Annotated in this window: 18 protein-coding genes; 16 read left to right on the top strand and 2 right to left on the bottom strand. The window is 63.5% G+C overall.

Annotated features, from left to right (window positions below; all coding sequences use genetic code 11):
- The first annotated feature begins 59 nt into the window (after positions 1-59).
- The 13 genes from L981_RS01325 to L981_RS01265 all read left to right on the top strand — a co-directional run bounded on the left by L981_RS01325 (position 60) and on the right by L981_RS01265 (position 15,873).
- Positions 60-2,084 (top strand): beta-N-acetylhexosaminidase, encoded by a 2,025-nt coding sequence (locus tag L981_RS01325; RefSeq protein WP_043611040.1) that lies wholly within the window; start codon positions 60-62, stop codon positions 2,082-2,084.
- 229 nt (positions 2,085-2,313) lie between these two features.
- Positions 2,314-3,219, top strand: a complete 906-nt coding sequence (locus L981_RS01320; protein WP_043611038.1) for a LysR substrate-binding domain-containing protein — start codon at positions 2,314-2,316, stop codon at positions 3,217-3,219.
- A 195-nt stretch (positions 3,220-3,414) separates the two neighbouring features.
- Positions 3,415-4,839 carry an aldehyde dehydrogenase gene (gene aldA / locus L981_RS01315; protein ID WP_043611035.1) on the top strand — a complete coding sequence of 475 codons (1,425 nt, stop codon included), beginning with the start codon at positions 3,415-3,417 and terminating at the stop codon, positions 4,837-4,839.
- Between the two features lie 108 nt (positions 4,840-4,947).
- Entirely contained in the window at positions 4,948-6,225 is a 1,278-nt protein-coding gene (locus L981_RS01310) for a nitrate/nitrite transporter (RefSeq protein WP_043611033.1), read from the top strand.
- Between the two features lie 4 nt (positions 6,226-6,229).
- A complete protein-coding gene (locus tag L981_RS01305; RefSeq protein ID WP_043611031.1) occupies positions 6,230-7,447 on the top strand; it encodes a mandelate racemase/muconate lactonizing enzyme family protein in 1,218 nt (405 codons plus the stop codon).
- 21 nt (positions 7,448-7,468) lie between these two features.
- The gene (locus L981_RS01300; RefSeq protein WP_043611150.1) at positions 7,469-9,082 is read left to right on the top strand and encodes a GMC family oxidoreductase; all 1,614 of its coding nucleotides are present in this window, start codon (positions 7,469-7,471) and stop codon (positions 9,080-9,082) included.
- Positions 9,083-9,334: 252 nt separating this feature from the next.
- On the top strand, positions 9,335-11,074 hold the full coding sequence (gene ggt / locus L981_RS01295; RefSeq protein ID WP_043611030.1) for a gamma-glutamyltransferase: 1,740 nt from the start codon (positions 9,335-9,337) through the stop codon (positions 11,072-11,074).
- Positions 11,075-11,282: 208 nt separating this feature from the next.
- Entirely contained in the window at positions 11,283-11,639 is a 357-nt protein-coding gene (locus L981_RS01290) for an SPW repeat protein (RefSeq protein WP_043611028.1), read from the top strand.
- A gap of 611 nt (positions 11,640-12,250) precedes the next feature.
- Positions 12,251-13,384, top strand: a complete 1,134-nt coding sequence (locus L981_RS01285; protein WP_082005845.1) for a YdcF family protein — start codon at positions 12,251-12,253, stop codon at positions 13,382-13,384.
- 235 nt (positions 13,385-13,619) lie between these two features.
- On the top strand, positions 13,620-14,330 hold the full coding sequence (queC, locus tag L981_RS01280; protein ID WP_043611027.1) for a 7-cyano-7-deazaguanine synthase QueC: 711 nt from the start codon (positions 13,620-13,622) through the stop codon (positions 14,328-14,330).
- Positions 14,330-14,686: a 6-carboxytetrahydropterin synthase QueD gene (queD, locus tag L981_RS01275; RefSeq protein ID WP_043611025.1), complete on the top strand. Its 357-nt coding sequence runs from the start codon at positions 14,330-14,332 to the stop codon at positions 14,684-14,686. Before queC ends, queD begins: the two co-directional genes overlap by 1 nt.
- Entirely contained in the window at positions 14,683-15,420 is a 738-nt protein-coding gene (gene queE / locus L981_RS01270; RefSeq protein WP_043611023.1) for a 7-carboxy-7-deazaguanine synthase QueE, read from the top strand. The genes queD and queE overlap by 4 nt, the downstream gene beginning before the upstream one ends.
- Before the next feature lie 102 nt (positions 15,421-15,522).
- Positions 15,523-15,873 carry a DUF488 domain-containing protein gene (locus L981_RS01265; RefSeq protein WP_043611022.1) on the top strand — a complete coding sequence of 117 codons (351 nt, stop codon included), beginning with the start codon at positions 15,523-15,525 and terminating at the stop codon, positions 15,871-15,873.
- Between the two features lie 19 nt (positions 15,874-15,892).
- Here the strand turns inward: L981_RS01265 and L981_RS01260 are convergent, their stop codons facing one another.
- Together L981_RS01260 and L981_RS01255 are read right to left on the bottom strand one after the other, a co-directional pair.
- Complete coding sequence (locus L981_RS01260; RefSeq protein WP_043611020.1) at positions 15,893-16,738, bottom strand: arylamine N-acetyltransferase; 846 nt, start codon at positions 16,736-16,738, stop codon at positions 15,893-15,895.
- A gap of 2 nt (positions 16,739-16,740) precedes the next feature.
- Entirely contained in the window at positions 16,741-17,907 is a 1,167-nt protein-coding gene (locus L981_RS01255) for a serine hydrolase (RefSeq protein WP_043611018.1), read from the bottom strand.
- Positions 17,908-18,105: 198 nt separating this feature from the next.
- On the opposite strand from L981_RS01255, the gene L981_RS01250 reads away from it, so the two are divergent.
- From L981_RS01250 to L981_RS01240, 3 genes are all read left to right on the top strand, one after another.
- Positions 18,106-18,921: an SDR family NAD(P)-dependent oxidoreductase gene (locus L981_RS01250; protein WP_043611015.1), complete on the top strand. Its 816-nt coding sequence runs from the start codon at positions 18,106-18,108 to the stop codon at positions 18,919-18,921.
- Positions 18,922-18,928: 7 nt separating this feature from the next.
- On the top strand, positions 18,929-19,822 hold the full coding sequence (locus tag L981_RS01245) for a LysR family transcriptional regulator (protein WP_156133938.1): 894 nt from the start codon (positions 18,929-18,931) through the stop codon (positions 19,820-19,822).
- 149 nt (positions 19,823-19,971) lie between these two features.
- Positions 19,972-20,823 carry an alpha/beta fold hydrolase gene (locus tag L981_RS01240; protein WP_043611011.1) on the top strand — a complete coding sequence of 284 codons (852 nt, stop codon included), beginning with the start codon at positions 19,972-19,974 and terminating at the stop codon, positions 20,821-20,823.
- The last annotated feature ends 44 nt before the right edge of the window (positions 20,824-20,867 follow it).

Raw genomic sequence — 20,867 nt, 5'->3', positions numbered from 1 at the left:
CAAAAAACGCGCTGTCCCTCCGGCCGAACGCAGAGACCAATCACTCATGGAGCCATTTGATGACGTTTGCCGCCAAATCTGACTATCTTCTGGAAACGCTCTGGGTGCCCGTCGGCACCGCCGACAGGTCGGTCTATGCGCTGACGCTCACCAACAATTCGGACCGGACGATCAAGGGTTTTCGCCTCGGCGTCTCCGGCCCCGCGCGCATCGATCCTGCCGCCGAGGTCGAGGGCGGGCAGCTTCTCGTCCGGCTCTCCAACTATGCCGAGTTCGCGCCGCCGGAAGGGTTTGAGCTGAAGCCCGGCGCGACCTGGACGCTCAAGGCCCTCGGCATGAGCTTCGAGCCGCGCCACTGGACCGATGGCGCCAATGCCGCTTTCCTCGTTCTGTCCGACGGCACGAATGCGCCGGTGGCCGTGCTTGCCTCGCGAGCGCACGGCGACAATGCCGAACTGAAGCGCGGCGCCGCCGTCTATCCGGTGCCGAAGGTGGCACCGGTGCCGGTCTCGATCGTGCCCTGGCCGCAGGCTGTTGTGGTCTCCGGTCAGTTGCTGGCGCCTCCGGGCCTTGACCTGAAGGCCGAAGGCAGTGAAGCGTCAGCCGCGGCCAAGGCCTTTGCCGATCTCACGGCTAGCCTGTTTCCGGTCGAGGGCATCGTCCGGCCGGCGGCGGAAGGTGGCTTCCCGGTCGCTCTGTTCAAGGCAGCAGACCTCGGTCCTGAGGCCTATACGATCCGCTTTTCGCCCGCCGGCGTTGCCGTTTCGGGTGGTAGCGAGACGGGCATCCTCTACGGACTGATCACGCTCGGTCAGGTCCTGCGCGGGGCGCGGTCGCATCCGGGCACCTTCGTGTTTCCGACGGGCGGCGAGATCAAGGACGAGCCGGCGCTCGCCTGGCGCGGCACCCATCTCGACGTCGCCCGGCAGTTTTATAGCACCGCGGAAGTCGAGCGCTTCCTGCGGCTGATGGCCTGGAACAAGCTCAATCGTTTCCACTGGCACCTGACCGACGACGAGGCCTGGCGCATCGAGATCGACGCCTATCCGGCGCTGACCGAAATCGGCGCCTGGCGTGGCCACGGCCGCAAGATCCCGCCGCTGCTCGGCTCCGGTCCTGAACCGACCGGCGGCTATTACACCAAGGCGGCGGTCCGCCAGATCGTGGCGCTGGCAGCAAGCCTTGGCATCGAGGTGATGCCGGAAATCGACATTCCCGGACATTCCTATGCGATGCTGCAGGCGATCCCGGAGCTGCGCGACCCCGACGAGAAGGGCAGCTATCATTCGGTCCAGGGCTTCCCGGACAATTGCCTCAATCCGGCGCGCGAAGAGACCTATCGCGTGCTGGAGATCATCTTCGACGAGTTGATCGAACTCTTCCCGATGCGCGCCATCCACGTCGGTGCCGACGAGGTGCCGCTCGGCGCCTGGTCCGGTTCGCCGGAAGCACTGGCACGGCTGCGCGCGCTCGCCGGCAACGAGGTCGCCGAAACCCATGCCAAGCGGCTGAACGTCGTCACCAACACCCACGGCGCCGACGAAATCGACGGCTCGGGTGCGGCGGTGCTGCAGGGCGAGTTCCTGGCCCGCGTCCAGAAGTTCCTGGCAAGCCGCGATTGCGTCACCGGCGGCTGGCAGGAGGCTGCCCACGGCAATGTCATCGACAAGGCGAAATCGCTGCTCTTCGGCTGGCGCACGGTCGAGGCATCGGCAGCACTTGCGGAGGAAGGCTATGACATCGTCGTCTGCCCTGGCCAGGTCTATTATCTCGACATGGCCAACAGCCCGGCCTGGTCGGAGCCGGGCGGTAGCTGGGCCGGCTGGTCGGATCCGGAAAAGCTCTACACCTTCGATCCCGTGGAAGGCTGGACGGATGCCCAGAAGAAGCATCTGCTCGGCGTGCAGTGCTGCATCTGGTCCGAACCGATGACCGACCGCGCCGTCTTCGACCGGCTCGTCTTCCCCCGGCTTTCGGCGCTCGCCGAAACCGGCTGGACCAAGCCGGAGCGCAAGTCCTTCAAGCGCTTCGAGGCGTTGGTCGGGCTGATGCCGGTTCTCTACGGCTTTTATGCCGCGGAGTAGGCGCGATTGAGTTTCCAGTTTTCGTCTGGGCTTGGCCAGACGATGGATTGGATAGGTAAACGGCGGCGAGAGCCGCCGTTTGTCGTTGCGAGACAACCGGACGCATGCCAGTGGTCCGTGGGTGCGATTTGGATTTTCGTGCTTGTGCGCTAGAGCACGGCACGCAAGAGTAAGCATCGATCCGCGGCAATCCGCGGAGATATAGTAGTTTCCCGAGGCCACGTTATCGATGCGAAGACTTCCTGGACTGTCGGCGATGAAGGTCTTCGAGGTGGTCGGGCAGACCCGCAGCTTCACGCGGGCGGCTGAGCGGCTCAACCTCACGCAAAGTGCGGTCAGCCGTCAGGTCCGCAATCTCGAGGACGAGCTTGGCGAAGACCTGCTCATTCGCCGCCACCACCATCTCGAATTGACGCCGGCCGGCGCCGAATTGCTGGCGACGATCCAGGAGGCGTTTCACAGCATCGAGGTGTCGCTACGCAGCATCACCGAGAAGAGCAACCAGAACCGCTTGCGGGTCAACGTTCCGCCGACCTTTGCCAAGCGTTGGCTGCTGCCGCGTCTTGCCCGGCTGCGCGCAGCCTTGCCCGACGTCGATATCAGCCTCAGCACGGAGGCGACGGACACGCTTGCCGAGCGCGGCCTTCTCGACTGCGCCATCCGCTTCGGCGACGGCGAGTGGCCGATGCTGGATGCCAGCATCCTGATGACCGAGCGGCATGTCGTCGTCTGTGCGCCGTCGCTGCTCGAAGGCGTGAAAGTCGAGGGTCCGGCGGATCTTCAGCGCTTTACCTTCCTGCATGTATTGGCCTCACCCGACCGGCGTTATCTGACCTGGCGCCATTGGCTGGATGCGGCCGGGTTCCAGGATGTCGATACGCGCGGCGGGCTGGAGTTCGACCTGCTGGATCTTGCGATCGAAGCGGCCTGCGCGGGCCTGGGCGTCACCGTTGCCGATCGTTCGATGGTGCGGGTTCAGTTGGAAACTGGGCAGCTCGTGCAACTCTTCGATGTCGAAGTCGAGGGGCATGAGTCCTACTGGTTCGTGACGCGGCCGCAGGCCGGAACCGACAGCAAGGTCGATGCTTTCCGTGCCTGGCTGCTTACGGAAGTTTCGGCCGACCGCGCGGCCTGAGCCAAGCATTCCATTTTGGAATGCTCTCACTGAAAATTACTCGCTTGTGCCTCCGGTCCTATCGTCGCAACAGTTTCGTGACGGTCTCGGTCGGGGAGAGAGACGGGCCGTCGCTCGTTGTGCTCTCTCCCGCGCAGTCCGCTTGTCCCGCGCGCCTTTGGCGCCCGGAGCCGCGGCCAACACATCCGAGATGCCATGAGCCCCTATCGCAACTTTTCCGGCGGTCGTTTCATCGAAAGCACGTCTGCGATGACGATCGACGTCCGCAATCCGGCAACCGGCCAGGTCTTCACATCGGTGCCGGCGGCCACGGATGAGGAGGCAACAGCGGCGGTCGAGGCAGCCATGAAGGCGCAGCGCGCCTGGGCGGCACTGCCGGCCATCCAGCGCGGTGACGCGCTGCGCCGACTGGCGGCGGTACTGGAAAACCGGGCCGAGAACATCGGCGCTGCCTTGGCAAAGGAGTCGGGCAAGAGCCTCGCCGACGCGACCGCCGAGGTCATCTACGGCGCCGAACTGATGCGCTACCACGCCGAATGGGCCCGCCGCATCGAGGGCGAAGTGATCGAGAGCGACAATCCCGGTGAAACGCTGCTCTTGAAGCGCGTTCCGATCGGCGTCGTTGCCGGTCTGATCCCGTTCAACTATCCGATCTACACACTGGTGCGCAAAATCGCTCCGGCGCTGATTGCAGGCAACGCCGTTGTCGTGCGGCCGAGCAACAACACGCCGACATCCGCCTTCGTTTTTGCCGAAGCGATCGTCGAGGCCGGCCTGCCGGAAGGTCTCGTCAACATCCTCACGATGTCGCACGACGTCGCGAAAACGCTCTGCACCCATCCCGGCGTCGGCATGATCACGCTGACTGGCAGCGTTTCGGCCGGCCGCATCGTGCTCGATTACTGCAAGGAAAACATCGCCAAGCCCTCGCTCGAACTCGGCGGCAAGACGCCTGTCATCGTCGAGCCGGACGCCGATCTCGATGCTGTGGCACAGGCGATCATCGCCGCCAAGACCGCCCATTGCGGCCAGGTCTGCACCAGCGCCGAGCGGCTCTATGTCCACGAAAGCGTGCATGACACGCTGCTCGCCAGGCTGCGCGAAGGGTTTGCCGCCCGCACCTTCGGCGACCGGGCGGATGATGCGACCCGCATGGGGCCGCTTGCCAATGCCGCCGCGCAAAAGCGCGTGCACGAAATGGTCGAACAGGCGAAGGCGGAAGGCGGAACAATCGAGACCGGCGGTTACCTGCCGGAGGGCCCGGGCTACTTCTATCCGCCGACGCTGATTTCCGGCTGCCGGCAGGAGATGGAGATCGTGCGCGAGGAGGTCTTCGGTCCGGTGCTTGCGGTGATCCGCTATTCCACCTTCGAGGAAGCGCTGGCGCTGGCGAGCGATCATCAGTTCGGCCTGAGCTCGGTGCTCTTCACCGAGAACTATCGCACCGTGATGCGGGCCAGCGACGCTATCGAAGCCGGCGAGCTCTACATCAACCGCTTCCCGGCCGATCCCTATCAAGGCTTCCATGCCGGCTGGAAACGCTCGGGCCTTGGCGGCGACGACGGCAAGCATGGCATGCTGGAATTCACCCAGACGCGCCTCGTCGTACTGAAACACTGATCATTTGAAATGACGCAATTCCGGACGGGAACCGGAATTGTTCGGACATCAACATCAAGACCGGGCCGATGGCATTGCTCCCGCCATCGGTCGGGGAGGAGACGACCCTTGAGCTCAATTTCCGAAACAGACATCGCTGCGCCGTCCGTGTCGGCCCGCAGCCGTTACCTGCAACTGGCGCTGATCGTAATCGCTGCCGGTGCGATCTATCCGATCCTCTATCTGCGCCAATCCTACCAGACGACGATGCTGGAGGTGCTGAAGCTCTCGAACACCGAGCTTGGCGTCCTTTATTCCATCCTCGGCACCAGCTTCCTCGTCGGCTACCTGCCGAGCGGTTGGCTTGCCGACCGCGTCCAGCCGCGCATCCTCATTCTCATCTCCATGGTCGGCACCGGTCTGCTCGGCCTCTGGTACGCGACGCTGCCCGGCTACTCATCGCTGCTCGTCATCTACTGCGGTTTCGGCGTCACGACGGGCCTGACTTTCTGGGCGGCGACGCTGAAGCAGGTGAATCTGATCGCCGGCGCCAATGAGCAGGGCCGCTTCTTCGGCATTCTCGACGGCGGCCGTGGCCTGGTCGAGGCGCTGCTGGCGAGCGTCGCCATCGCGCTCTTCGTCTTCACGACGGAAACGCGCGGTGCCGGGCTTGCGATGGGTTTCCGTGATGTCGTGCTGCTCTATGCCGTTTTCTGCATCGTCGTCGGCATCGCCTATTTCGCCGTGTCGCAGCCCGTCGCTGTCGACAAGGGCGCACGCAAGCGCGAGGGCAACCTGCTTGCCGACATCAAGACGTTGCTCCGTATCCCCGAGGTTTGGCTCGTCGCCGCCATCATCTTCTGCGGCTATCACGTGTTCCTCGCGACCTACAGCTTCTCGGCCTATCTGCAGGAAGGCGGCTTCGGCATTTCCGCCGCCATGGCCGGTCTGATCGTCACGATCAAGCTCTGGCTGCGCCCGGTCGGCGGTATCGGCGGCGGCTTGCTCGGTGACCGCTTCGGAAAGACTGGCATCCTGCTCCTGAGCTTCATCGTCGCAGCCGCCAGCCTCGTGGCGATGATCGCCCTGCCGGGCGTCGGCTCCACGGTCCTCTTCGTCGGACTGGTGCTGCTCGTCGGCCTCATCACCTACACGATCCGCGGCCTCTATTGGGCGATCCTCGACGATTGCCAGGTGCCGGCAAACATCACCGGCCTTGCGATCGGCATCATCTCGCTCATCGGCTACGCGCCCGACACCTACCTGCCGCTGGTCAACGGATACCTGTCGGACCGCTATCCGGGCATCGCCGGCTACCAGTTCTATTTCGGCTACATCGCCGCCATCTGCGTCGTCGGCGCCATCACCACCCTGGCGCTGATGGCCCGCCTCAAGAAAAAGGGATGACCCCATGAAGATCGCGTCTCTCAAGACCTATGCCGTCGCCGTGCCGCCGCCGCATGTGGGCGGCATGTACTGGATCTTCGTGCGCCTCACGACCGCCTGCGGCATCGAGGGCATCGGCGAGATCTACGCGACCTCGTTTCACCCGAGCGCCATGTCGCCGCTGATCGAGGACGTTTTTGAGCGGCACTTGCTCGGCCATGACCCGCACCAGATCGAGCGCTTCTGGCGCTCGGCCTATTCGAGCGGCTTCACCCAGCGCCCCGACCCGACGATGATGGGTATCGTCTCGGGTCTCGAAATCGCCTGCTGGGATATCATCGGCAAGGCCGCCGGCCGGCCGGTCGCAGACCTCTTGGGCGGAACGGTGCACGAGAAGCTCCGCGCCTATACCTATCTCTATCCGAAGAATGCGGCCGGCGAGTTCGACTTCAACGATCCGGATCTCGCCGCCGAATGTGCCGTCGAAATGGTCGAGATGGGCTTCACCGCCGTCAAGTTCGACCCGGCAGGTCCCTACACCAACTATTCCGGCCATCAGCTTTCGCTTGGCGTGATGGACCGCTCGGAGGAATTCTGCCGCAAGATCCGTGACGCGGTTGGAAGCAGCGCCGATCTGCTTTTCGGCACCCACGGCCAGATGGTGCCGTCTTCGGCGATCCGGCTGGCCCGGCGTCTCGAAAAATACGACCCGCTCTGGTTCGAAGAGCCGGTTCCTCCGGGCCAGGAAGCGGCGATGGCCGAGGTGGCGCGCGCGACCTCCATTCCGATTTCGACCGGCGAACGACTGACGACGAAATACGAGTTCCAGCGCGTGCTCGAGCTGAAGGCGGCATCGATCCTGCAGATGAACGTCGCGCGCGTCGGCGGACTTCTGGAGGCGAAGAAGATCGCCGGCATGGCCGAGGCCTACTACGCCCAGATCGCGCCGCACCTTTACAACGGTCCGGTGGGGGCTGCCGCCAGCATCCAGCTTTCGGCCGCGACACCGAACTTCCTCATCCACGAGGCGATCCTCGATTTCAGTGGTTTCCACGCCGATGTGCTGAAGACCAAGCTCGTGGTCGAGGACGGCTATATCATCCCGTCGCGCGAGCCTGGCCTTGGCATCGAGCTCAACATGGATGTCGTCGAAAAGCACACGCCCTACACCGGCGAGCGCCTGCACCTGCAGATGGACAGCCGGCCGGCGGACGTGAAGGCCTTCGCGCCGGCGCGCGGATAACAGCGACGATAGGACATGCAGATGATCTACGATTACATCATCGTCGGCGCCGGGTCGGCGGGCTGCATCCTTGCGAGCCGGCTCAGCGAAAACGGTCGCCACACGGTGCTTTTGATCGAGGCCGGCGGCAACGACAATTCCTTCTGGTTCAAGATCCCGGTCGGCTATGCCCGCAGCTACTACAATCCCGCGGTCAACTGGATGTATTCGAGCGAGCCGGAGGCCGCGCTTCAGGATCGCAGCATCTACGTGCCGCGCGGCAAGGTCCAAGGCGGATCGGGCTCGATCAACGCGATGATCTATGTGCGCGGCGCGCGCGACGACTTCGACGACTGGAAGAGCGCCGGCAACACGGGCTGGGGCTACGACGACGTGCTTCCCTATTTTCGCAAGCTCGAAACCCATGCGCGCGGATCGTCCGAGTGGCATGGCGACGAAGGCCCGATCCACATCACGCCGATGCGCGGCATGACGCACCCGATCACCGACGCATTTCTGGAAAGCTGCGGATCGCTGCAACTGCCGCTGAATGAGGATTTCAACGGCGCCTCGATCGAGGGCGCCGGCGTCTACGACGTCAACACCAACAACGGCCGCCGTTCGCATTCGAGCGCGGAATATCTGAGGCCCGCCCTCAAGCGTCCCAATCTCACGATCGAGCGCTATGCCCAGGCAGAAAAGCTGGTCTTCGGCGAAGATGGACGCGTGACCGGTGTTGATGTCATCCAGAATCGGACGCGGCGGCGCTTCACGGCGGGGCGCGAGGTCATTCTGGCCGCCGGCGCGGTCGGTAGCCCGCAACTGCTGCAAGTCTCAGGCATCGGTGACGGCAAGGCGCTGTCGTCAGCGGGCGTGGAAACGCGGCGGCATCTGCCGGCGGTCGGCCAGAACCTGCAGGATCACCTCTGCGCCAGCTTCTATTATCGCGCAACGATCCCGACGCTCAATGACGAGTTCGGCAGCCTGTTCGGCCAGATGCGTCTTGGCCTGCAATATCTGTTGACCGGCAAGGGACCGTTCTCGATGAGCGTCAACCAGGCAGGCGGCTTCTTCCGCGGCCGGCCTGACGAAGAGCGGCCGAACATCCAGCTCTACTTCAACCCGCTCTCCTACCGGATCCCGAAGGACCCGAAGGCCGGGCTGAAGCCGGAGCCCTATCCCGGTTACCTGATCTGCTTCAACTCCTGCCGGCCGACCAGCCGCGGCAGCATCTCGATTGCGTCCGGCGACCCCTCGGCGAAACCGTTGATCCGACCGAACTATCTGACGACCGATCGCGACATCGACGAGGTGCTGCAGGGCAGCCGGCTCGTCCGGCGCATCGCATCTGCCTCGGCGCTCTCCTCGCTGACCGCGGAAGAAATTTCGCCGACGCCGCGCGTCGAAAGCGACGAAGCGCTGATGGACTATTTCCGCGAAAACTCGGGCTCGATCTACCACCTCTGCGGCACCTGCGCGATGGGGCCGGACCAGGCGAGTTCGGTCGTCGACAGCCGCCTGAAGGTCCACGGCGTGCCCGGCCTGCGCGTCGTCGATGCCTCGATTTTCCCCAACATCACCGCCGGCAACATCAACGCGCCGACGATGATGGTCGCGGAAAAGGGCGCCGATCTGATCCTTGCGGATGCAGCCTGACGCTTGCGCGACGCTTCCCCGTCTCGAAGGCGGGGGAAGCGGACGCGGACCGACGGGCGGCGCTCGGGCGCCGGCCGCGGTCACCTGTGATTTGCCATCGTCGATTGAGCGTGACTATACTTCCCGCACTTCATAGCCGCCCACATCAGGTGCTTGCCCCTACCCGAACGATCGTTGCCACCGCGCTCGACGCGGCGAGGCCACGGTCATTGAATTTTGGCAATGCGCCGCGAGCCTGCGAGGGAGAGACGCATGCCGAGTTCCCGCTTGAAGACCCTGTCGATTACGTTGCTCATTGCATCGAGCTTGACGCCCTGGGCGGTGCAGGCGGCCTCACCCGAGCCCGTGAAGGCGGAGCACGGCATGGTGGTCTCCGCCCAGCACCTGGCGTCCGATGTCGGTGTTGCCGTGTTGAAAAGCGGCGGCAACGCGGTGGATGCGGCCGTTGCCGTCGGCTATGCGCTGGCCGTCACCTATCCGACCGCCGGCAATATCGGCGGCGGCGGTTTCATGACGATCCGCTTCAAGGACGGCAAGACGACGTTCCTCGACTTCCGCGAACGGGCGCCGCAAGCTGCGACCAAGACCATGTATCTCGACGCCAAGGGCGACGTCGTCGATGGGCTGAGCACCGAGGGCTATCTCGCCGTCGGCGTGCCGGGGCCGGTCATGGGCTTCGAAACGGCGCGCAGTCGCTATGGCACCAAACCGCTTTCCGAATTGATCGCACCGGCGATCGCGCTTGCCAAGGACGGCTTCGTGCTGGAGCAGGGCGATATCGATTCCTTCGAGGGCGAGACGGACAGGCTCGCCAAGGACCCGGCCGCCGCCGCCATCTTCCTCAAGGACGGAAAACCGTTCGTCGCCGGCGAGAAGCTGATCCAGGCCGACCTTGCCGCTTCGCTTTCGAGCATTGCCGAGAAGGGCACCGACGCCTTCTACAAGGGCACGATTGCCGACCAGATCGTCAAGGCGAGCGCGGAGAAGGGCGGCATTCTGGCGAAAGCGGATTTCGAGCGTTACGCCGTGCGCGAACTGGAGCCGGTCAAGTGCAACTACCGCGGCTATGACATCGTCTCCTCGCCACCGCCGTCCTCAGGCGGCGTGATCATCTGCGAAATCCTCAACGTGCTCGAAGGCTATCCGATTTCCTACATGGGCTATGGCGCCGCCGAGACCGTGCATGTGATGATCGAGGCCATGCGCCACGCCTATGTCGACCGCAACACGGCGCTCGGCGATCCTGATTTCGTCGAGAACCCCGTCAGCAAGCTCACCGACAAGGCCTATGCCGAGGAAATCCGCGGCAAGATCGATCCGTTCCGCGCCGGCGTTTCGGCGACGCTGATCCCCAAGGGCTTCGGCGAAAGCAAGGAGACGACGCACTATTCGATCATCGACGACGAGGGCAATGCCGTCGCCGTCACCTACACGCTGAACGGCTCCTTCGGCGCCGGCGTGGTGGCGCCCGGAACCGGCATTCTGCTCAACAACGAGATGGACGATTTCACCGCCAAACCCGGCGTGCCCAATCTCTACGGGCTGGTGCAGGGCGAGGCCAATGCGATCGCGCCCGGCAAGACGCCGCTGTCGTCGATGAGCCCGACGATCATTTCCAAGGACGGCAAGCCTTTCATGGTGATTGGCAGCCCCGGTGGCGCGCGCATTATCACCATCACGCTCGAAGCGATCCTCAACGTCATCGACCACGGCATGAACATCCAGGAGGCGGTCGACGCACCGCGCATTCACCACCAGTGGCTGCCGGACAAGGTGTTCATGGAGCCTTATGCGCTCTCGCCCGATACCCGCAAGCTGCTGTCAGCTATGGGGCATAACGTTCAGATCGACGAAAGCTGGACGATCTGGGGGCAGGCGACCGGCATTCTCGTTGGCGGCGAGAGCCTGTCTGACATCAAGGCCGGAGGTGGCGCCCGCTACAATGGCGCGGTCGACAGCCGCATCGGCGCGGGCGCTGCGCGCGGCTACTAGAGCCTGCGCGAAACGGCGCACAAACCGTGCCTAGGCACCGATTAAGGGCGGCGGATCGCCGGTTCGCCGCTCGATTTCGCGCATGCCACCACCACGTGCTCACGCGAAAAAGATTTGAAAGCGGTTCCGGTTGAATTTATTATGTTTTCAGAGCGTGCGACCGCACGCGATCGTACGCTTTGGCCAAGCTTCATTCGTGGAGGTTGTCATGGCACTGATGGAAGGAAAGAAAGCACAGGACTGGATCAATCTGGTTCTTGCAATCTGCCTGTTCGTCTCCCCCTGGATCATGGGTTTCGTTGTCGAGAGCGTTCCGGCATGGAACGCCTGGGGCGCCGGCGTCGTGCTCGGCGTTCTGGCGATCGCGACGCTTGCCATGTTTGCGGAATGGGAAGAATGGGCAAGCCTCATCGTCGGGCTCTGGCTGATCGCTTCACCCTGGCTGCTCGGTTTCTCGACCAGTCCCAACCCCATGTGGACGCATGTCGTCCTCGGGGCGCTGGTGACCGTGCTCGCGATCTGGGCCGTCTGGGACGAACGTCAGCATCCGCATGCGCATGCATGACGATGAGTAAGGAAAGATCGCGGCCCGGCGCCGCAGCGCCGGGCCGCGAGCAAATCTGAAAACCGCGAGGAGCCATCCTCTTCGGATTTGCGTGACTTCAAACGTCAGATCTCTTCGAACCGTCAAACGGGTCGGCGCATCGGCCCCCCGCTATGGTGCCTTCGACAGCGGCGCGCAAAGAGTGCGCTGAGACTTTCCGAGCGGCGGGGTAGGTTCTTGACGGCGCATCGGTAGCGAGGTCGTTGAAGCAGGCTTTGCCCTTACTGAAAATCACAGCCGGCCCGCCATGACACCTTGGTCATTCAGCGATTGCGCCCGCTCGCTGTGCGCGCCTGCTGCGCAATTGGATAATACCAATATAACGCCAATCAGTGACTGTTTCGGAACGCGCGCGCAACTTGTATTCGCTATCTGTAAGAAATGTAACACGAATTGTTGCGGCTTTGCGCGCCATTCCGGCTGGTTGCGCTGCCGCGAGCTGGACAGGTGGTCATGTTTTGGTATTTCTAATATTGGCCGCAAGGAGATGGCCAAATCGCAAGTGAATACGGAAACGCTATCGGCCCGAGGGCGAGAAAGCCGGCGGGCAACCGGAAAACTGGGAGATTTAAATGAAGCCGAGTTCCATTTTTGCCCCCTCGGGGTCGACCGTGACTGCATCGGGCACCCCGCGTTCGGTGAAGGCGCGTAGCGCAAGGCGCCGCCTCCTCGGACTGTTGACAGCGACAGCGTGTCTCATTTCAGCCTTTCCGGCCGGCGCCTTCGATCAGGCAAACGCTGCCCGTATCAAACAGCTGGTCGATACCGGCATGCAGTATTACTGGTCGGGCGGCGACGTCAAAAAGGCGGAAGCTGAAGTCTTCAAGGGCATTACGCTCCACGGCAAATATGACGTCGTGGAGGAAGCCTTCAAAGAAGCGGCGACGCTCGCGCCTGAGCGGCTGGACTTCCAGTATGCCGTTGCGGCGACCCAGATCATCCAGAAGAAGCTCGACGACGCCCAGGCGACCTTCGAGGGCATCCTTGGCAAGGACCCGACCGCTTTTGATGCGCAAAGCTGGCTGGAGGCCATCGCCCGTATTCGTGGCGATGAGACCAGCGCGGCGCTTGCCCATCAGGCCCTGGCCGGTCTCGATCGCGAGCGGGCGGAGGAGTACCGCAAGAGGTTCGTTCGGGCAGAACAGATCATGGCTGAAAAGCCGAACTTCGACGTCCCAACCGTGCCAGGCAAAGTCGTGATCGTCGCGCTGGGTTATGCGCTCGCCGATGACGGCAAGGCGCAGCAAACCCTGCTCGACCGTCTCGAGGTGACGTTGAAGGTCGCCGAGGCCAACCCGACAGCGCTGGTCATGGTGAGTGGCGGCGTGCCGAAAAATGGCGTTACGGAAGGTGACGTCATGTCCAAGTGGCTGGTCGACAAGGGGATCAGCCGCGATCGCATCATGATTGAGGACAAGTCGAAAGATACGATCGGCAACGTGATCAATGCCGCCAATCTCCTGGTGCGGCATCAGGCCGACACGGTGATCCTGGTGACCAGTTCCAGCCACATGCGCCGTGCGCGCACGGTCATGGAGGATGCCTTGAAGCAGCGCGACCTGCCATCGGCCGTGGTGCCGCTGAATGCACTGGACGCGCCAACCCAGGATGAAGCCGCAAAGGTCGGGGCTGACGAGCGGTTGGTCATTTACCGTGATCTGATGCGGGTTTCGGGCGTATGGGCCTATCCGGGGCTGCAGCAGTAGTCATCGGAACATCCCCGAAAAGACCTGATGTTTGCGCGTCCCACCGTTGCATTTAAGGGTGGGACGCGTGCGTTTCTGGCTCAGTTTGAGAATGCGCCGGTCGCGTATGTGGCGCGCAGGAAGAGGCTGTGTTCTCCCGCACGTCAACATAACGCTTCCCATCGGTCCTGCTTTGCCCTAGAAGGCGCGCCGTAATCCGGTCGCAGCCTACCCGGTCAAAACAAGGACACCTATCATGAAGACAATCGTCATCTGCTCCGGCGGATTGGACTCGGTATCGCTTGCCCACAAGGTCGCAGCCGAGCAAGAACTCATTGGCCTCATCTCCTTCGACTATGGCCAGCGACACCGCAAGGAACTGGACTATGCCGTCGCCTGCGCCAAGCGGCTCGGCGTTCCGCATCAGATCATCGATATCCGCGCCATCGGCGCCCATCTCACCGGATCGGCGCTGACGGACGATGTCGACGTGCCGGACGGGCACTATGCCGAGGAAACGATGAAGGCGACGGTGGTTCCGAACCGCAACGCCATCATGCTCGCCATAGCCTTCGGGCTGGCGGCGGCACAGAAAGCGGATGCGGTGGCGGTCGCCGTGCATGGCGGCGACCATTTCATCTATCCCGACTGCCGCCCCGGCTTCATCGACGCGTTTCAGGCGATGCAGAACCACGCACTCGACGGCTACGCCGACGTCAGGCTCTACGCGCCCTATGTGACGATCTCCAAGGCGGACATCGTCACCGACGGTGCGAGCCACGGAACGCCCTTTGCCGAGACCTGGTCCTGTTACAAGGGCGGGGCGCGCCATTGCGGCCGCTGCGGCACCTGCGTCGAGCGGCGCGAGGCCTTCGGTCTGGCGGGGGTCGCCGACCCGACCGACTACGAGGATCCGGATTTCTGGGTGGCGGCGACGTCGGCCTTCGCGGCCGAGGAGGTGAAGTGATGTTCCGGATCACCAAGGAATTCCATTTCTCCGCTTCGCACCAACTGAAGAGCCTACCGGCCGACCATCAATGCGCCCGGCTGCATGGGCACAACTACGTCGTCGAGGTCGAGCTGACGGGTGCTGAGCTCAACGAGCATGGCTTCGTGCGCGACTATCACGAGCTTTCGCCGCTGAAGCGCTACATCGACGAGAGCTTCGACCACCGTCATCTGAACGAGGTTCTCGGCCACGACCGGGTGACGGCCGAATGCCTTGCGAAGCATTTCTACGACTGGTGCAAGGCAAGGCTGCCGGAAACGTCGGCCGTGCGTGTCAGCGAGACGCCGAAGACCTGGGCGGAATACCGGCAATGAGCGGGCCGGGAGAGGCGCGCATTCGTGTCAGCGAAATCTTCGGGCCGACGATCCAGGGCGAGGGCATCCTGATCGGGCTGCCGACCGTGTTCGTGCGCACGGGCGGCTGCGATTATCGCTGCAGCTGGTGCGACACGCTGCACGCGGTCGATAGCGAATACCGTGAGCAATGGCTGCCGATGGGCGTCGAGGAGATCTGGCAGCAGGTCGTCAAGCTTTCCGGCGGCAAGCCGCTGACGGTTTCGCTTTCCGGTGGAAACCCGGCGATCCAGCCGCTTGGTCCCCTGATCGCACGCGGACGCGAGGAGGGGTACCGCTTCGCGCTGGAAACGCAGGGCAGCCTCGCCAAGGACTGGTTTGCCGATCTCGACGTACTGGTCTTGAGTCCGAAGCCGCCGTCGAGCGGCATGGAGACGGATTGGCATGCGTTCGACGACTGTCTTCGCATGGCAGCGGATGGGCCGCAGGTGGCGTTGAAGATCGTCGTCTTCGACGAACGCGACTATGCCTATGCGCGGGACGCGGCGGCGCGCTACCCGCATCTGCCGCTCTATCTGCAACCCGGCAACCATACCCCGCCACCGCCTGATGACGACGACGCGCAGGTGGACATCGACGGTATCATCGATCGCATGCTGTGGCTCGTCGGCAAGGTCACGGAGGACCGTTGGTTCGAAGCGCGCGTGCTGCCGCAACTGCATGTCCTGCTCTGGGGTAACCGGCGCGGCGTGTAGGCGGCAGGCGCGCCTTTACCGCTTGCCGGCAAGCGCCTTCGCGCTTGGATCGCCAATCGGCGGCAGCTATGGTCCTCAAATCAGGACCAATGAGGGGCGTTCATGCAGCTGAAGACGAAACGTGTCTATGAGCCGAAGGCCGATGGCGACGGGATGCGCATCCTGGTCGATCGCCTGTGGCCGCGCGGTTTGACAAAGGCGGAAGCCGCGGTTGATCTCTGGCTGAAGGACATCGCGCCGACCACGGAGCTGCGCCGCTGGTTCCATGCGGATGAAGGCGCGTGGGAAGAGTTTCGCGAGCGCTACCTTGCCGAACTCGACGGCAATCCGGCGGCAGTTGACCTGTTGCGACAGCGCATCGCTGAGGGCCCGGTGACTTTGCTTTACAGCGTGAAGGATGAGGCCCGCAATCATGCGGAGATCCTCAAAAGCTACATCCTCGCCCATCGATAGACGAGGCGCCGGGTTCACGTCATGTCGTTGGAATGGATGCCTCGAATGCGCCGCCGACGCGCGCAGTGATCCGGCGCCAGTCGCCGTCGAGGGGTAATCCGAAGACGTCGATAAGGGCAGTTTCGATTGCCGGTGCATCGAATTCCTGGCGCGTGACGGTGCCGTTCCTGTCCCGGATCGTCAGCCGGTTTCCGAGCAGGATGTTACGTGTCTCCTCCGTGGTCAACGTCACCAACAGGGTCTGTCGGAAAAGCGAATGCGGATCCGTGTATGTCGCGATGTTTGCGATCCGATACGCGTCCTCTCCACAAATGCTCGGCGATACCTCGTAGACCGGTACCCAGTCACGACCAAGCGATGCCTCCAGCAGGTAGCCATCGAGCGTTCGGCTCAGACGGAACGGCTCATGCGGCGTCGGTTGCGGTGTGGTCCGGTCGAAACGCAGCGGCGCGGTCGGCACGCAACTGCCGAAACCGACATCGACCAGATAGCCGACATCGTCCACGAAGACGCGGAGCGCCATGTGCGACCAGGCCGGCGGCGGCGCGCCCGGGGCGCGCATCCACAGGACGCGGGCGATCAAGGGATCCACCCGGTAGCCGAGCGATGTGAGCACGCGCTGCAACAGGCTGTTCTGCTCGAAGCAATAGCCGCCACGCCGGCGGTCGATGAGCTTGGCGTCGACCGCCGGCGGCGACAGGTCGATCCGACCGCCGAGAAGCACGTCGATGGCCTCGAAGGGGATCGACGCTGCATGGCGGGCGATGATCCTGCCAAGCGTTGTGAGATCGGGCGACAGCGGCCCGACATGACCGATGCGGGCGAAGTAGCGGCCGAGGTCGACGGGAAATGGGGCGCTCCGCATGGCTAGAGGCTCCGATAGATGGCGTCGCGAAGATCGTCCGGGAAACGTCCGTTCATGCCCTCGAAAGCGGTGTTGGTGAGCGCAAGGACTGACAGGCCGCGGGCCGGGTCGATGAACCACTTGTGCCCGTAGGCGCCGTCCCATTGCAGTGTGCCGCGCGACTGCGGTGTTCCCGCCATCTCGGGTTCGACAAGCACGGCGCCGCCGAAACCGAACTCCCACCCGGCGCCGGCGGCCAATCCGCCCGTCCTTGCCTGAATGTCGAACATCGAGCGGGTGCTGGCGGCGTCGAGCACCGGCGAGTGTCCGGTCCTGAGGCTTTCGAGTAGGCGGATCAGGTCGCCTGCCGTGCCTGCCATGCCGGCTCCTCCGGAGGGAAAGGCTCGAGGATTGAAGATCCGCCCGGGCGAGAGGCGCACGGGATTGCCGAAGAAGGGAACCGCATCGTCGCCAACGAGCCGCCGTGGCCGCGGCGAGGCATCGCCATAGTGGGCCACAAGCCTGCGTGTATCGGCCACCGAATAGGCGGTGTCGCTCATTCCCATCGGGCCTGTGACGATCGCCGCGATCGCCTCCGACAGCTTTGATCCCGTCGCCTGTTCGATGACCGCACCGAGCACGTCGAGGCTCATCGAATAGCCCCAGCCGTGTCCGGGCGGATAGGATAGCGGAATGGCGGTGAGCTTGCCGATGAGGGCCGTGAGATCGTCGTCGGTGTCGTCGAGGCCGCTGCTGATGGCGTGCCGGTGGTACGGTCCATCGCCTTGCTCCATGAACACGTAGCTCAAACCGGCACTGTGCGTCAGGAGTTGGCGAATGGTTATCCGAGGCTCGCTGCCGTCCGGCAACTGCGGCCTGAACGCGGGCAGCCGTTCCGACACGATATCGTCGAGACCGATGGTGCCGCATTGCACCAGGTGGAGAGCGGCGACCGTGACGATCGGTTTTGCGACCGAGGAGAGCAGGAAGATGCTGTCCTCGGTCATCGGCCGGGCGGCTTCGCGGTCCGCGAGCCCGGCGGCATGTCGGTAGGCGGGCTCGCCGTCGATAAGGATCTCGACGACCGTGCCGACGATGCGCTGTTCATCCAGGGCTTCCGCAATCACCCGGTCGAGTTCGGCCTTCAGCCGCGTTCTGCGCTGTGATCTTCCCTGTCTTGTCGCATCCATGATCGTCTCCTGTGCTTCTCGAAACTGCGGCCCGATCGACGCTTCAGGGCGAAAGACGGGTTACCGGACAAAGGCAAAGCCCGTTCGCAGCGAAAGTCGATCGTCTGTTCCCGTATGGGAGGCATACGCGCCTGCACGAGGCAGCCGTCGTCGTCCGGCGCTAAAAACGGTGCGACAACGTCAGATGGAGTGGGGTTGATGAACACAAACAATCTGGGATTTGCAGGCAAAGTCGCCTTAGTCGCAGGCGCCAGCAAGGGTATCGGTGCGGCCACCGCCCGCGCCTTTGCGCAGGCCGGCGCATCCGTTGTCCTTCTTTCCCGTTCGAAGACGGCGGTCGAGGTGTTGGCAATTTCCATTCGCGAGGCGGGCGGGGACGCACTGGCGATCGCGGCCGATGTCGGCGACGAGAGTGCCATGAAGCAGGCGCTTGCAACCGTGATGCAGCACTATGGCCGGCTCGACGCCGCCTTCAACAATGCGACGGATGGAACCATGCCGGCCCCGCTTGCCGATCTCGATATCGAAGGGTTCGATCGCGGCATCCGCACCAACATTCGCGGCACCTTTCTCGGCATGCGTTACCAGATCGAGGCGATGGCGAGGGGCGGTGGCGGTGCGATCGTCAACATGGCGTCGGTTGCCGGCATCAACGGCACCTCTGGGCTTTCCGCCTATGTCAGTGCGAAGGCCGGGATCATCGGGCTGAGCAAGGCTGCGGCGCTGGACTATGCCGACCAGGGCATCCGGATCAATGTCGTTGCGCCCGGGCCGATCCTCACCCACCATCTCGAGGCCGCCGGCGCGGACATCCAGCGGCAGGCAGCACTTTCGACGCCGATGCGCCGGCTTGGCCGGGTGGAGGAGGTGGCCGCAAGCGTGCTCTGGCTCTGCTCCGATGAGGCGAGTTACATCACCGGTGTGGTGTTGCCGATCGACGGGGGCATGACGGCGGGCACGAAAGTGCCTATGAATTATCGTCGAGGCGAGCCGCCTCGGCCGGCTGAAACCTGAGGTGCCTGTGGACTGGGAAGAACTCCATCTTGTTCAGCACTTGGTCCGCCACGGCTCGCTGAGTGCAGCCGCCCGTGCGATGGGCACCACGCAACCGACGCTCAGCCGTCGCCTCGAGGCTTTTGAGCAGAAGACGCGCAAAACACTGTTCGAGCGGCAACCGGGCGGCCTCGTGCCGACCGCCGTGTGCCTCTCCATCCTTTCTGCGCTCGAGTACATGGAGGCAAACGCGCTTGCGGTGGAGCGGCGCCTTGCGGTGCAGGACGACGCACTAGAAGGCACCATCACCGTGACCAGCCTCGACTGGATCGGAGACTACCTCCTGGCGCCGATCCTGACCAAGTTTGCAGCAATGCATCCGGGCGTCAGCATTCACCTTTTGAACGATGGCCGGCGCTTCAACCTGTCCCGGCGGGACGCGGACATCGCCTTGCGTTTCGGCAGTTTCGACCAAAACGATATCGTCGAGCGCAAGGTTGCCGATGTCGCCTACGGCCTGTTTGCAACGGAAGCCTACCTTGATCGTTTCGGCCACCCGGATGTTGCGGGCGAAGGCAGGAACCAGACGATTGTCGAGCTGGTGGAGACGCCTGTGCGGGTATCGCTCTCGACCTGGCTTAAAGATCTTTTGCCGGAAGCGAGAGTGCTGCTGCGCACCAATTCGATCCGCTCGCAATTGAGTGCGGTTGAGACCGGACAGGCACTTGCCACGCTGCCGCACTTTATAGCCGCCGGCCGGAATGGCCTTGTGTCCCTTGACCTCGGCGTTGCCGCGCCGGTTCTGCCGCTGAAGCTCGGTGTTCACCCGGAATTACGTGAATTGCCGCGGGTGCGAAAACTCATGGATTTTGCCGTGTCGCAATTCGCGCCCCTGCGACTGAGCCTCAACCCGACAGGCTGAAGTGCCGGCGGACCAAGGCGCGAAGCATTTTCTGGGCACCGCAACGAATGCGCGAAATTTTCTTGGGCGTCGATGTCGGGATGTGACGACGTCATGCGTCTTAATCTCGAAGGCGGTGTTCAACCGCACCGACCACAAGGAGATTGAGAATGTTTCGTACCGCATTGATCGCTGGCGCCCTGCTGATGTCCGGCACCGCATTTGCCACGGCTGAGACTGTCGATGTCAACGGCATGAAGATGTACTACGAGGTCTCGGGCGAGGGCGAGCCGCTGGTCGTTCTGCACGGCGCCTATATGAACATTCCGTCGATGGGGGCGATCATCCCGAAGCTGGCCGAGACCCACAAGGTCTATGCGGTCGAGTTGCAGGGTCATGGCCGCACCACCGATATCGACCGGCCGATCACCTATCCGAACCTCGCCGACGACGTCGCCGCCTTCATGGATGCGGTGAAGCTCGAAAAGGCGGATGTCTTCGGCTACTCGATGGGTGCGGCCGCCGCCCTCCAGCTGGCGATCCGCCACCCGGAAAAGGTGAACAAGCTTGCGGCCGCATCCGTCGCCTATGATGCTGAGGGCTGGCAGCCGGAATTCAAGGCCGTGATCCCGCAGATGACCGTGGAGATGATCGTCGGCCTGCCCTTTGCCGAGGATTATCGCAAGCTCGCAGCCAATCCGGACGGTTTCCCGGAACTGGCCCGCAAGCTCATCCAGCTCGAAAAGGAGCCCATGGCCTGGGAGGCGGACGTCAAGGCGCTGAAGGCACCGGTTCTGATCATTGCCGGCGACGCCGATGTGGCGACGCTCGATCACAACGTTGCGATGTTCCGCCTGCTCGGTGGCGGCGCGATGGGCGACATGGGCAAGCCGCTTTCGGCTTCGCGTCTCGCCATCCTGCCGGCAACGTCGCACACGGCGGTCATCAATCAGACGGACCTGCTCTACGCCTTCATCGAGCCCTTCCTGAAGGGTGAGACGCCGAAGGGCATGTTCCCGTAACAATAACGAACGGCGCCACCTTCCTAGGTGGCGCCGTTCTGCCG

This window comes from Ensifer sp. ZNC0028, assembly GCF_000799055.1.
Taxonomy (GTDB): Bacteria; Pseudomonadota; Alphaproteobacteria; order Rhizobiales; family Rhizobiaceae; genus Ensifer.
This window is presented reverse-complemented; position numbering and strand designations above follow the sequence as displayed.

Excerpts from the sequence above, each read along its gene's own strand:
- L981_RS01325 (WP_043611040.1), top strand. The coding sequence starts at position 60 with ATGACGTTTGCCGCCAAATCTGACTATCTTCTGGAAACGCTCTGGGTG.
- L981_RS01320 (WP_043611038.1), top strand. The coding sequence starts at position 2,314 with ATGCGAAGACTTCCTGGACTGTCGGCGATGAAGGTCTTCGAGGTGGTC.
- aldA (WP_043611035.1), top strand. The coding sequence starts at position 3,415 with ATGAGCCCCTATCGCAACTTTTCCGGCGGTCGTTTCATCGAAAGCACG.
- L981_RS01305 (WP_043611031.1), top strand. The coding sequence starts at position 6,230 with ATGAAGATCGCGTCTCTCAAGACCTATGCCGTCGCCGTGCCGCCGCCG.
- L981_RS01300 (WP_043611150.1), top strand. The coding sequence starts at position 7,469 with ATGATCTACGATTACATCATCGTCGGCGCCGGGTCGGCGGGCTGCATC.
- ggt (WP_043611030.1), top strand. The coding sequence starts at position 9,335 with ATGCCGAGTTCCCGCTTGAAGACCCTGTCGATTACGTTGCTCATTGCA.
- L981_RS01290 (WP_043611028.1), top strand. The coding sequence starts at position 11,283 with ATGGCACTGATGGAAGGAAAGAAAGCACAGGACTGGATCAATCTGGTT.
- L981_RS01285 (WP_082005845.1), top strand. The coding sequence starts at position 12,251 with ATGAAGCCGAGTTCCATTTTTGCCCCCTCGGGGTCGACCGTGACTGCA.
- queC (WP_043611027.1), top strand. The coding sequence starts at position 13,620 with ATGAAGACAATCGTCATCTGCTCCGGCGGATTGGACTCGGTATCGCTT.
- queD (WP_043611025.1), top strand. The coding sequence starts at position 14,330 with ATGTTCCGGATCACCAAGGAATTCCATTTCTCCGCTTCGCACCAACTG.
- queE (WP_043611023.1), top strand. The coding sequence starts at position 14,683 with ATGAGCGGGCCGGGAGAGGCGCGCATTCGTGTCAGCGAAATCTTCGGG.
- L981_RS01265 (WP_043611022.1), top strand. The coding sequence starts at position 15,523 with ATGCAGCTGAAGACGAAACGTGTCTATGAGCCGAAGGCCGATGGCGAC.
- L981_RS01260 (WP_043611020.1), bottom strand. The coding sequence starts at position 16,738 with ATGCGGAGCGCCCCATTTCCCGTCGACCTCGGCCGCTACTTCGCCCGC.
- L981_RS01255 (WP_043611018.1), bottom strand. The coding sequence starts at position 17,907 with ATGGATGCGACAAGACAGGGAAGATCACAGCGCAGAACGCGGCTGAAG.
- L981_RS01250 (WP_043611015.1), top strand. The coding sequence starts at position 18,106 with ATGAACACAAACAATCTGGGATTTGCAGGCAAAGTCGCCTTAGTCGCA.
- L981_RS01240 (WP_043611011.1), top strand. The coding sequence starts at position 19,972 with ATGTTTCGTACCGCATTGATCGCTGGCGCCCTGCTGATGTCCGGCACC.